The sequence below is a fragment of the Rahnella sp. CG8 genome (assembly GCF_023701875.1).
Taxonomy (GTDB): domain Bacteria; phylum Pseudomonadota; class Gammaproteobacteria; order Enterobacterales; family Enterobacteriaceae; genus Rahnella; species Rahnella aceris.
Genome location: NZ_JABAED010000004.1, coordinates 70,038 through 82,370, shown reverse-complemented (window position 1 = coordinate 82,370; position 12,333 = coordinate 70,038). Strand labels below are relative to the sequence as shown.

Here is a 12,333-nt window from a genome sequence, read left to right as displayed (position 1 = left end):
GACAGGAATGTCTCTTGAGGCTGAGCGCTGACTCTGCCGCCTCAGTACTTCGATCATCCATTCTGATCAACGATATTAAAAGAGAATTATGCCAAAAAAATCTGCACCACCTGCCAATTTTGAAACGGCTCTGGCCGAACTGGAACAGATCGTTTCCCGCCTCGAATCAGGCGAGTTGCCTTTAGAAGACGCACTCAACGAATTTGAGCAAGGCGTCCAGCTGGCGCGTCAGGGGCAGCAAAAGCTGCAACAGGCAGAACAGCGCGTTCAAATCCTGCTCGACAGCGACAACGACGCTCCGCTGACCCCGTTCACCCCGGAAGCCGAGTAACTGTCATGTCTGAAGCGATCTCCCTTTCCAGCGCTGACGGATTTACGCATGAACTGCGCGCAATGCAACAGCGAGTCGATGAGGTATTAACAGCCTATATCAGCGCACTGCCGCTGGCCGACTTACCGCTGGTTGAAGCCATGCGTTACGGTGCGTTGCTGGGCGGTAAACGTCTGCGTCCGTATCTGGTTTACGCCAGCGGCCAGTTGTTCAGTCTGGATCTGAAAAATCTCGATGCGCCTGCGGCTGCCGTGGAATGCATCCATGCGTATTCGCTGATACACGATGATTTACCGGCCATGGACGACGACGATTTGCGCCGTGGTCAGCCGACCTGTCACATTAAATTTGGCGAAGCCAATGCGATTCTGGCGGGCGATGCTCTGCAAACACTGGCATTCTCGATTCTGGCTGACAGTGAAATGCCGGATGTTGCGGTAAAAGATCGTCTGGCGATGATTTCCGAACTGGCCCTCGCCAGCGGATCCAGCGGGATGTGTGGCGGTCAGGCCCTGGATTTAGCCGCTGAAGGTCAGCAGGTTGGCCTCGACGCACTGGAACAAATTCATCGCCATAAAACCGGTGCGCTGATCCGCGCCGCCGTACGCATGGGCGCGCTGGCTGCCGGTGAAACCGGACGTGCTGTTTTACCGATACTGGATAACTACGCGCAGGCTATTGGTTTAGCATTTCAGGTTCAGGACGATATCCTGGACGTGGTTGGCGATACCGCTACGCTCGGCAAACGCCAGGGCGCTGACCAGCAACTCGGAAAAAGTACCTATCCTGCCCTGTTGGGGCTGGACGGCGCAAAGGCTAAGGCCATGGACCTGTATCAGGAAGCCGTTTCCGCACTGGATCAGTTGGCGGCACTTTCTTACAACACAGCGCCACTTCTCGCGTTAGCCAGCTTTATCATTGAACGCGATAATTAAACTTACTATGAGCAACTGATGAGCCTTGAATTAGCCAAATACCCGACACTGGCGCTGGCGGAGAATCCTGAAGATCTCCGTTCACTTCCTAAAGAGAGCTTGCCTAAGCTCTGCGATGAGCTGCGCCAATATTTATTGGCCAGCGTCAGTCAGTCCAGCGGACATTTTGCGTCCGGTCTGGGGACGGTTGAACTGACCGTGGCGATGCATTATGTCTATAACACGCCGTTCGACCACGTTGTCTGGGATGTCGGCCATCAGGCCTATCCGCACAAAATTCTGACCGGTCGTCGTGATCGTATTTCCACCATTCGTCAGAAAGGCGGTCTGCACCCATTCCCCTGGCGTGGTGAAAGCGAATACGACACCTTATCCGTTGGTCACTCATCGACCTCCATCAGCGCAGGCCTCGGCATGGCGGTGGCTGCTGAACGTGAAGGTAAAGGTCGTCGTACCGTTTGTGTAATTGGCGATGGCGCGATCACCGCAGGTATGGCGTTTGAAGCGATGAACCACGCAGGCGACATCAAACCTGACATGCTGGTTATCCTCAACGACAATGAGATGTCGATTTCCGAAAACGTCGGCGCGCTGAATAATCATCTGGCACAGTTGCTCTCCGGCAAGCTGTATTCGCGTCTGCGTGAAGGCGGCAAGAAAGTCCTGTCTGGCCTGCCACCGATTAAAGAACTGGTGCGCCGTACCGAAGAACATCTGAAAGGCATGATGGTGCCGGGCACGCTGTTTGAAGAGCTGGGCTTTAACTATATCGGGCCGGTCGATGGTCACGACGTGGTGGCGCTGGCGCAAACGCTGAAAAACATGCGTGACCTGAAAGGCCCGCAGCTACTGCATATCATGACGAAAAAAGGCAAAGGCTACGCCCCAGCCGAAAAAGATCCGATCAGCTTCCATGCCGTGCCTAAATTCGATCCGGCTTCCGGCACGTTGCCGAAAAGCAAAGAAGGTCTGCCAACCTATTCGAAGATTTTCGGCGACTGGTTGTGCGAAACCGCGGCTAAAGACAGCAAGCTGATGGCTGTCACGCCAGCGATGCGTGAAGGATCCGGTATGGTGCGTTTCTCGCGTGAATACCCGCAGCAGTATTTCGACGTGGCCATTGCCGAACAGCATGCGGTCACCTTTGCGGCAGGCCTTGCGATTGGCGGATACAAGCCGATTGTGGCGATCTACTCGACGTTTCTGCAACGCGCCTATGATCAGGTGATCCACGATGTGGCGATCCAGAATCTTCCGGTACTGTTTGCTATCGACCGCGGTGGTATCGTCGGAGCGGATGGTCAGACACATCAGGGCGCGTTCGATCTCTCCTTCCTGCGCTGCATCCCAAACATGACCATCATGACGCCGAGCGACGAAAACGAATGTCGTCAGATGCTGCACACCGGTTATCACCATAACAGCGGGCCGGTTGCCGTGCGTTATCCACGTGGTAATGGTACCGGCGCCACCAGTAAACCGCTGGCTTCACTGCCAATCGGTAAAGGCGTCGTGCGTCGTGAAGGCGAGAAAGTTGCGATTCTTAACTTCGGTACATTGTTGCCTGAAGCGCTGGCTGCAGCGGAAAAACGCAACGCGACCGTCGTGGATATGCGCTTTGTGAAACCACTCGATGAAGCACTGATTCAGGAACTGGCGTCAAGCCATGAAGTGCTGGTCACACTGGAAGAAAACGCCATCATGGGGGGGGCGGGCAGTGGCGTGAATGAACTGCTGATGTCCAGACGTATTCTGGTGCCGGTGCTGAATATCGGTCTGGCGGACAGTTTTGTGCCACAAGGCACGCAGGACGAAATTCGTCACGATTTAGGACTGGATGCCGAAGGCATTGACCGTCAGATAACCGACTGGCTGGCCTGATTCCCCTCCCCTCTTTCTACCTGAAAGAGGGGATTTTCCTCTCCATTTTCCCCTTCAGTCACACGAGCTCCCCCTGCTTTAAGCTACAGTTATAGCGTGCTAATCATTTTCAATGATTTTCTGTTATCACTTCATGATTACCAGGAGATGCCATGCAATACACCACATTAGGAAAAACCGGACTAAAAGTATCGAAACTGTGTCTCGGTTGTATGACTTTTGGCGAACCAGATCGCGGCACTCATGCATGGACGTTACCGGAAGAGAGCAGTCGCCCGATCATCCAGCAGGCCCTGGATGCCGGCATTAACTTCTTTGACACCGCCAACAGCTATTCCGACGGTAGCAGTGAGGAAATCGTTGGCCGCGCCCTGAAGGATTTCGCCAGACGCGATGAGATTGTCGTGGCGACCAAAGTGTACAACGCCGTCACCGGCTTAAAACCGGGGCTTTCACGGGCTTCGATTATGCAATCCATCGATGACAGCCTGCGCCGTCTCGGCATGGAGTATGTCGACCTGCTGCAAATCCATCGCTGGGATTACGAAACACCCATTGAAGAAACCCTTGAAGCGCTGAATGACGTCGTCAAAGCCGGTAAGGCGCGATTTATCGGCGCGTCATCGATGCATGCGCATCAATTCAAACACGCGCTGGATGTCTCTGCGCAAAACGGCTGGGCGAGTTTTGTGTCGATGCAGGATCAGTACAATCTGATCCAGCGTGAAGAAGAAAACGAGATGTACCCGCTGTGTCTGGAAAAGAACATTGCAGTATTGCCGTGGAGTCCGCTGGCTCGCGGCAAACTGACGCGTCCGTGGGGAGAAACCACCGTACGTTCAGTTTCCGATAATTTTGCCAAAACGCTGTATGACGCCACCGATGAAGCTGATGGTAAAATTGCTGAACGTGTCGGGAAAATAGCGGAAGATCACGGCGTGCCACGCGCACAGATCGCACTGGCGTGGATCCTGAGTAAACACGTCGTGACCGCGCCAATTATCGGCGCTTCGCGCCCCGCTCATCTGGAAGATGCCATTGCCGCGCTGGAGGTGAAACTTTCGATTGAAGAGATCGCCGAGCTGGAAATGGCTTATGTGCCGCATCAGGCGACCGGCTTTCAGTAATATAAACGTGTAAAAAAAGCGTTGTCAGGGAAAACCCGGCAACGCTTTTTTATTACTATCTGAAACGGATCAAAACAGGCCCAGCGGCCAGTGATGTCCGACCAGATAGATAATGGCCGCGCCAAGCACACCGGCGACCACATCATCGATCATGATACCCATTCCGCCCTGCACGTTGCGGTCAAACCAGCGGATCGGCCACGGCTTCCAGATATCCAGCACGCGGAAAACGATAAAGCCAATCAATACCCAGCGCCAGTCGTTGACCGGGATCGCCATCAGGGTGATCCACATGCCAACAAATTCATCCCATACAATACTGCCGTGGTCATGAACCCGCATGTCGCGCGCGGTCTGTCGGCAAAGATAAACCCCGATACAAATACTGAACATGACGATCATGGAATACACTTGCCACGGCAGGTAGGTCATGACAATCCAAAACGGGATCGCAGCGATGGAGCCCGCAGTGCCCGGACCAACAGGGAATAAACCGCTGCCAAAACCGGTCGCCAGTAAATGCCACGGATTACGCAAATCAAGACGCTTTTTAGCCGCAGCCATGTCCTGAACCGGATCACCGGTTTTTCCCTTGTACCCCGCCGGGCGTTTTTTACGGCCAATATTCACAACAATTCCTCTCCGGCAAAGTGGTCAAAACCTTGCCATTCAAGTTCTACCGGTACGCCAGAACGCATAAACTTAATACCTTCTGAAAGCGGCGCAATCTGGCCAACACAGGTAAAGTTGACACCCAGATGGCTCAGTGCCACATCCAGCGCACCGCGGTTAATTTCCGGCACAGTGAAGCAAAGTTCATAATCTTCGCCTCCGGTCAGCGCCCATTTCAGCGCCTGCTCAGGATCGGCAACTTTATTCAATGCAACCGATAATGGGATCGCATCAAGATCGAGCCGCGCGCCACATTCACTGGCAGTCAGTATATGTTTAAGATCCGACATCAACCCGTCAGAAAGATCGATAGCAGATGTTGCTAAATCGCGCAGCGCCTGCCCTTGCAGAACGCGTGGCGAAGGCCGCAGATGGCGTTTGAGCAGAAATTCGCGGTTATCGGTATCAGTCACATTCAGCTGTTCCAGCAGAATAGCGAGCCCCGCAGCACTGTCACCGAGGGTACCGGTGACGAAGATCCAGTCACCAATGCCTGCACCGGAACGGGTTAATGCACGCCCCACAGGCACCAGCCCCTGAATGGTTAACGTCATGCTCAGCGGGCCACGCGTGGTGTCGCCGCCAATCAACTGCATACCGTAATAATTGAGTTGTTCAAACAGACTGTCGCTGAATGCCTGCAACCAGTCGGTGTTCACTTCCGGCAGCGTCAGGGCCAGCGAAACCCAGGCAGGATCGGCGCCCATCGCGGCCAGATCGCTCAGGTTAACCGCCAGCGCTTTATAGCCCAGGTCGGAAGGTGAAATAGTTTTTAGAAAATGGATACCTTCGACCAGCGTATCGGTACTGACTGCTAATAGCTGCTTCTCGCCAACCGTCAGTAAGGCACAATCATCACCAATGCCTAAATGCACATCCTGCCGGGCAGTTCTGAACCGGTTAAAGTAGCGAGTGATGACATCAAATTCGCCGCATGCCATAGTACATTTCCAAATCGTTAGAATGACTTAAGGCCGGAAATCCGGCCTTAAGAAGGGTGTCACACAAAGGATAAACGCAGTGACATCACCAGATTATCAACAGAGCCAGAAATCAACCGAAAATGACTGTCGCCATTTGTGAACGAGGCTGACCCTTTTTGACGATCACTTTTTACGAATATGTGGGCCTGCTTTATCCAGCACACCATTGACGAACTTATGACTGTCTTCAGCCCCAAAAGTTTTGGCCAGTTCGATAGCTTCGTTGATCGCCACTTTATAAGGAACGTCCTGGCGTTTGCTCAGCTCAAACAGAGCCAGACGCAAAATAGCTCTTTCCACCTGGCCCAGTTCATCCAACTGGCGGGACAGGTATGGCGCCATCAGTGCATCGAGTTTCTCAGCACTGTTTGCTACACCAGCCAGCAGTTCGCGGAAATAGGCAATGTCTACGTCTTTGACATCCTGCTCGGTCAGGAATTCTAATTCAACATCGGCGATGTCATTTTTCGACAACTGCCAGGAGTAAAGCGCCTGAACGGCACATTCACGGGCGCGGCGACGAGCAGCAGGTTTCACGGATTTCCCCTTAACTAGATTCAGGCCTTAATAGCCTTGATAACATTAATCATTTCAAGCGCGGTCAGTGCAGCTTCTGCACCCTTGTTACCGGCTTTTGTCCCTGCGCGTTCGATGGCTTGTTCAATGCTTTCTGTCGTCAGCACACCAAAGGCCACCGGGATTTCGCTGTTCATGGCAACGCTGGACAGGCCAGAGCTGCATTCGCCCGCTACAAATTCAAAGTGGGCAGTGCCCCCGCGGATCACGGTGCCAAGTGCAACAACCGCATCATACTTACCGCTTTCAGCCAGTGCGCGGGTTGCCAGAGGCAATTCGTATGCGCCCGGGACCCAGACTACGGTGATGTTGTCATCGCTGACCTGACCAATACGTTTCAACGCATCAACAGCGCCAGAGAGCAGGCTGTCGTTGATAAAATTGTTAAAACGAGCAATCGCGATCGCTACGCGCGCGTTAGGCGTGGCTACAACACCTTCGATAACGTTCATAGTTTTCCTTAAAGTGGGTTCAGGAGTTTCTCAACCCCAGCCGCAGGGGGGCGGATTCTATCATAAAATTACCCTGTCTGGACATGCGCTTTTAAAGTCATTCCGCAGGGAGGAGTAAAATTCTCAATACACCGGTTTCAGGCGCAAACGTAAGTCAGAGCCGACCTGACGGATATCATTGAAAACAAATTCAGGGGCATCCGCCAAATGCTGCAATCCTGGCAGTTCACACAGTGCGCGGCCATTATCGCCCAATAACTTAGGCGCCATATAAACGATTAATTCATCAACCAGACCGGCTTGTAATAAGGCACCGGCCAGTTGTGCACCGGCTTCCACCCAGATGGAATTTATCTGCCGTTTCGCCAGTTGCATCATCAGCAGAACCAGATCAATACGGTTGTCGCGCCCGGCCACACGCCATTGCTCGACGGATCCCGGCCAGACTTGCGTGTCAGCTTCCAGCCGCGCCAGCCAGACTTCACCGGGTAAATTCACCACCTGATGCTGTGGCGTCACGCGATTCTGACTGTCGAGAATAACCCGCAGCGGTTGACGCAGATTTTCCTCGGGATAAATCGCCTGCACCTCACTGCCCAGTTCGCTCCAGCGTACATTCAGCGAGGGATTGTCCGCGAGAACAGTGGCACTGGTGCTCAGAATCGCCGAGCTTTCAGCGCGAAAACGCTGAACATCAGCACGGGCGGCAGCCGAGGTGATCCACTGGCTTTCGCCCGAGGCCATCGCAGTTCTGCCATCTAAAGACGCGCCCATTTTGAGCTGAACATACGGGAAACCGGTCCGCATTCGTTTCAGGAACCCCAGATTCACGGCTTCAGCCTGCGGATGCATCAGCCCGTGACTGACATCCACGCCGTTTTGTTTGAGGCGGTATAAACCACGCCCCGCGACTTCCGGGTTAGGATCCTGCATCGCGGCGACAACACGGGCAACACCTGCTGCCAGTAATGCATCGGCACACGGCGGCGTGCGACCATGATGACTGCACGGCTCCAGCGTCACGTAGGCTGTCGCCCCTTTCGCTTTCTCACCTGCCATGCGTAATGCGTGGACTTCAGCATGCGGTTCACCGGCACGCAAATGATAGCCCTCACCGACGATTTCGCCATTTAATACAATGACACAACCGACGTTGGGATTAGGTGTCGTGGTGAAACGCCCGCGACGCGCCAGCTCGAAAGCCCGCGCCATGTAGTGTTCATCGGTAGGGTTTTCGGCAACTTGTTGGTCAGGCGACATCAGCTTTCCTTAATCCTGAAGACGGGCGATTTCTTCACCAAACTCACGAATATCTTCGAAACTGCGATACACCGATGCAAAGCGGATATAGGCGACTTTATCCAGCCCTTTCAGGGCGTCCATTACCAGATTGCCGATCATTTTGGCCGGAATTTCACGCTCACCGGTCGCGCGCAATTGCGACTTAATGTGGCTGATGGCCGTTTCGACGTCATCGGAACTGACCGGGCGTTTTTCCAGTGCTTTCAGAAAGCCACTGCGAAGTTTGTCTTCGTTGAACGGTTCACGAACTTCATTGCTTTTAATGACGCGAGGCATCACCAGTTCCGCCACTTCAAACGTGGTGAAACGTTCATGGCACACCAGACACTGACGGCGACGGCGAACCTGCGATCCATCGCCTACCAGACGGGAATCGATGACTTTAGTATCAACAGCGGCACAAAATGGGCAATGCATAGCACTTCCTGATCGCGAACTCAATTGGACATTAGTTTAACCCGAAGTTTGCCGACAACAAAGGCTGTCGCTACTTTCATCGACATCGGGTTAAACTTAACTATCAATATTGGTGCCCGGACGGAATGTTTCAACGGGCAGATGAAAGGAAGTCTCTGATATGACAAAACACCCACGCCTTTTGCTGGTCTGCGCCGCATTGTTCAGCCTGACGGGTTGCGCGACGCAAAATTCACAAATCCCGGAGCTGAAAACAGAAGTCGGTCAGCTCAATCAAAAACTGCAACACCTGACGGATCTGGCCATCGCGCTGGAGCAGCAAACCACGCTCAACCGCCAGTCAAATAATGGTGTCTATTTGTTACCTGCAGCCAAAAGTGCCGCCTTGCTGAAAAGTAATATTGGTGAATTAAGTGTGCAGTTGATCCGCGTCGCCCCGGATGCCAGCGGCGTACAGGCCGTGCTGGAAATCAAAAACACTGCGGGCCAGCCATTGCCGCCGTTTACGGCTTCCCTGAGCTGGGGGCAGCTCGACCCGGTCACGGGCAAACCGCTGACTGTTGATATGCAAACCCAGACCATTAGCGTCGAGCCAGATCTCTTGCCAGGCCCGGTGAAAACGGTCGATGTGAAATTTAATCAGGTCACTGTCGAAACTCTGGGATTTGTTCACCTGCATAATATTGTGGCGACACCGCAGGCACAGCCCGTCGTTACCAGGTAAAGACAACGAGTTGCAGATGAAAAAAAACCCCGCATTGCGGGGTTTTTGTTTTCTTTTCCGAACGGGACAACCATCGGCAACTTACGGAAGAATGGAAGGCTGATCAGCGCCCTCTTTTTCCACTTTCTGCTGCAGCATGTGTTCACGCTTCATGCCCAGTTTCAGAGCCAGCGCGGACGCCACGTAGATGGACGAAACCGTACCAATCGACACACCAATCAGCATGGTCAGTGAGAAGCCTTCCAGCAACGCACCGCCAAAGATATAGAGCATCAGTACCACCATCAGCGTGGTCGCTGAAGTCATAATGGTACGGCTTAACGTCTGGGTCAGGGACACGTTCATGATTTCGTAAGAGTTCCCGCGACGAATTTTGCGGAAGTTTTCACGAATACGGTCCGATACCACGATGGAGTCATTCAGCGAGTAGCCGATAACTGACATCAGGGACGCGATGATGGTCAGATCAATTTCGATCCTGAACAGTGACAATACGCCCATGGTGATGATCACGTCGTGCGCCAGTGCGATTACCGCCCCCAGCGCCAGCCGCCATTCAAAACGGAAACCGACGTAAATCAGGATACAGATCAACGCCATCAGCAGGGCCATGCCACCAGCCTGCGCCAGATCACTCCCCACGCTCGGGCCGACAAACTCGACACGTTTCACGGTCGCGTCTTTATCGATATCCGCGTTCACCAGGCTAAGGACTTTATTTCCCAGTTCCTGACCGGCATTACCCGATACAGGTGGAAGACGAACCATCACATCACGGCTGCTACCGAAGTTCTGAACCACAGGATCCTTGAATCCTGCTTTTTCCAGATCGGCACGCATTACGTCCAGGTTAGCGGGCTGGCTAAGGCTGATTTCAATGACGGTACCGCCGGTGAAATCCAGACCCCAGTTGAACCCGCGAACACCCATAATCGCAACGGATGCGATAAACAACAGGCCTGAAATACAGAAGGCCACGTTGTCCCAGCGCATAAAGTCGATGACTTTACGGCCGTAGTTCAGTTGTTCAACAGTATATGGTTGTTGCTGTGCCACAACGCACTCCTCAGATAGACAGCTTTTTAATGCGTTTGCCGCCGTAAACCAGGTTCACGATGGCACGGGTCCCCACGATCGACGTAAACATCGAGGTTGCCACACCGATAGCGGTGGTGATAGCAAAGCCTTTAATCGAACCGGTACCCACTGCATAAAGAATAATTGCCGTGATCAGGGTCGTAATGTTGGCATCAACGATACTTGAGAACGCGCCTTTATAGCCTTCATGAATCGCCTGCTGAACGGAACGTCCGTTCTTCAGCTCTTCTTTGATACGTTCGTTTATCAGTACGTTGGCGTCGACGGCCACCGCCAGCGTCAGGACGATACCGGCAATACCCGGCATGGTCAGCGTCGCACCAGGCAGCAGAGACATGATCCCGACAATCAGGATCAGGTTAGCGACCAGCGCTGTCGTGGCGATAATGCCGAACTTACGGTACCAAACCACCATGAACAGAATGGATGCCACCAGACCCCACAAGCACGCTTCCAGACCCTGAGTGATGTTTTGCATCCCTAAGGTCGGGCCGATAGTACGCTCTTCAACTATCTGAATTGGCGCGATCAACGCACCGGCGCGCAACAGAAGGGACAACTGGCGGGCTTCATTCGGATCGTTCACCCCGGTGATACGGAAGCTGTTACCCAGGCGTGACTGAATGGTCGCCACGTTGATAACTTCTTCCTGCTTCGCCAGAATCGCACGGCCATTGGCATCTTTCTTACCGCTGTCTTTGTACTCCACGAACAAGGTTGCCATCGGTTTACCGATGTTATCCTTAGTGAAGTTAGACATGGCGTTACCACCAGCGCTGTCGAGAGAGATGTTAACCTGCGGCTGATTGTACTCATCCATGCTGGATGTGGAATCAGTGATGTGGTCACCGGTCAGGATCACGCGTTTGTACAGAACAACCGGACGGCCATCACGCATGTTTTTCACTTCGCTGTCGCCCGGCACACGACCGGTTGAAGCAGCAGAAGCATCTACATTGGTGTTAACCAGACGGAATTCCAGTGTCGCGGTCGCGCCCAAAATTTCTTTAGCGCGCGCAGTATCCTGAATACCCGGTAACTCAACCACGATACGGTCAGCACCCTGACGCTGTACCAGCGGCTCGGCCACACCCAGTTGGTTTACACGGTTACGCAGGATGGTGATGTTTTGCTGAACGGCATACTCGCGGGCTTCACTCAGGCGAGCATCAGTCATCACTACACGGATAGCATTGTCGCCACTGTTAGTGATCACTAAATCGCGGTGACGTGGGCTCAGGTAGCTGACCGCAGAATCACGGGTAGCAGCATCGCGGAAACGCACTTCAACGCCATAGTTGTCGAGCTTACGCACCGTGGCATAAGGAATATTCTTGTCGCGCAGGTCGCTGCGCATATTGTCCATCGTCTGCTCTTGCAGCTTACTCAGCGCGGTATCCATATCCACTTCCATCAGGAAGTGAACACCCCCACGCAAGTCGAGGCCCAGCTTCATCGGCTCAGCGCCCAGCATGCTCAACCAGCGCGGCGTTGCCGGCGCGAGGTTCAGTGCAATAACAAACTTGTCGCCCAACGCTTCAGTCAGCGCTTCACGTGCACGAAGCTGTACATCCGTGTCGTTAAAACGGGCAAGAATAGCGCCATTCTCCAGAGCAACTGATTTGATCTGGATTTTGCTTTGATCTAATACGTTACGGACTTGGTCCAGCGTTGCTTCACTGGCGTCGGAACCCCGAGCACCAGTGATTTGAACAGCCGGATCCTCACCATAAAGGTTGGGAAGTGCATAAAGCAGCCCGACGATGACCACAACGATCAACATCAGATACTTCCACGCAGGATAACGGTTTAACACGGCAGTTCCCTTCGGGAAA

General features: G+C 53.4%; 13 protein-coding genes. 5 read left to right on the top strand and 8 right to left on the bottom strand.

Features of this window, described 5'->3' with window-relative positions; translation table 11 throughout:
• The first annotated feature begins 88 nt into the window (after positions 1-88).
• The 4 genes from xseB to HGO41_RS05280 all read left to right on the top strand — a co-directional run bounded on the left by xseB (position 89) and on the right by HGO41_RS05280 (position 4,274).
• Positions 89-331, top strand: coding sequence for an exodeoxyribonuclease VII small subunit (gene xseB, locus HGO41_RS05295; RefSeq protein WP_013576657.1), 243 nt, complete (start codon positions 89-91; stop codon positions 329-331).
• A 5-nt stretch (positions 332-336) separates the two neighbouring features.
• On the top strand, positions 337-1,266 hold the full coding sequence (gene ispA / locus HGO41_RS05290) for a (2E,6E)-farnesyl diphosphate synthase (protein ID WP_112151723.1): 930 nt from the start codon (positions 337-339) through the stop codon (positions 1,264-1,266).
• A gap of 18 nt (positions 1,267-1,284) precedes the next feature.
• A complete protein-coding gene (gene dxs / locus HGO41_RS05285) occupies positions 1,285-3,147 on the top strand; it encodes a 1-deoxy-D-xylulose-5-phosphate synthase (protein WP_250980842.1) in 1,863 nt (620 codons plus the stop codon).
• Between the two features lie 152 nt (positions 3,148-3,299).
• The gene (locus HGO41_RS05280) at positions 3,300-4,274 is read left to right on the top strand and encodes an aldo/keto reductase (RefSeq protein ID WP_013576660.1); all 975 of its coding nucleotides are present in this window, start codon (positions 3,300-3,302) and stop codon (positions 4,272-4,274) included.
• 69 nt (positions 4,275-4,343) lie between these two features.
• On the opposite strand, the gene pgpA is transcribed toward HGO41_RS05280, so the two are convergent.
• The 6 genes from pgpA to nrdR form a co-directional block, all read right to left on the bottom strand.
• The gene (gene pgpA / locus HGO41_RS05275; protein WP_015690311.1) at positions 4,344-4,838 is read right to left on the bottom strand and encodes a phosphatidylglycerophosphatase A; all 495 of its coding nucleotides are present in this window, start codon (positions 4,836-4,838) and stop codon (positions 4,344-4,346) included.
• A 62-nt stretch (positions 4,839-4,900) separates the two neighbouring features.
• A complete protein-coding gene (gene thiL / locus HGO41_RS05270) occupies positions 4,901-5,887 on the bottom strand; it encodes a thiamine-phosphate kinase (protein ID WP_013576662.1) in 987 nt (328 codons plus the stop codon).
• Positions 5,888-6,052: 165 nt separating this feature from the next.
• Positions 6,053-6,466, bottom strand: a complete 414-nt coding sequence (gene nusB, locus HGO41_RS05265) for a transcription antitermination factor NusB (protein ID WP_013576663.1) — start codon at positions 6,464-6,466, stop codon at positions 6,053-6,055.
• Positions 6,467-6,486: 20 nt separating this feature from the next.
• Positions 6,487-6,957: a 6,7-dimethyl-8-ribityllumazine synthase gene (gene ribH, locus HGO41_RS05260; protein ID WP_013576664.1), complete on the bottom strand. Its 471-nt coding sequence runs from the start codon at positions 6,955-6,957 to the stop codon at positions 6,487-6,489.
• A gap of 123 nt (positions 6,958-7,080) precedes the next feature.
• Positions 7,081-8,217 carry a bifunctional diaminohydroxyphosphoribosylaminopyrimidine deaminase/5-amino-6-(5-phosphoribosylamino)uracil reductase RibD gene (gene ribD / locus HGO41_RS05255; protein WP_013576665.1) on the bottom strand — a complete coding sequence of 379 codons (1,137 nt, stop codon included), beginning with the start codon at positions 8,215-8,217 and terminating at the stop codon, positions 7,081-7,083.
• A 9-nt stretch (positions 8,218-8,226) separates the two neighbouring features.
• Positions 8,227-8,676 carry a transcriptional regulator NrdR gene (gene nrdR / locus HGO41_RS05250; protein ID WP_013576666.1) on the bottom strand — a complete coding sequence of 150 codons (450 nt, stop codon included), beginning with the start codon at positions 8,674-8,676 and terminating at the stop codon, positions 8,227-8,229.
• A 160-nt stretch (positions 8,677-8,836) separates the two neighbouring features.
• Here nrdR and HGO41_RS05245 point away from each other — a divergent pair, with 160 nt between their 5' ends.
• A complete protein-coding gene (locus tag HGO41_RS05245; protein ID WP_013576667.1) occupies positions 8,837-9,400 on the top strand; it encodes a DUF3251 domain-containing protein in 564 nt (187 codons plus the stop codon).
• Positions 9,401-9,481: 81 nt separating this feature from the next.
• Here HGO41_RS05245 and secF read toward each other — a convergent pair whose 3' ends face one another.
• Together secF and secD are read right to left on the bottom strand one after the other, a co-directional pair.
• Positions 9,482-10,393: a protein translocase subunit SecF gene (secF, locus tag HGO41_RS05240; protein WP_049804364.1), complete on the bottom strand. Its 912-nt coding sequence runs from the start codon at positions 10,391-10,393 to the stop codon at positions 9,482-9,484.
• Positions 10,394-10,466: 73 nt separating this feature from the next.
• Complete coding sequence (secD, locus tag HGO41_RS05235; protein ID WP_015690312.1) at positions 10,467-12,314, bottom strand: protein translocase subunit SecD; 1,848 nt, start codon at positions 12,312-12,314, stop codon at positions 10,467-10,469.
• Positions 12,315-12,333 lie beyond the last annotated feature (19 nt).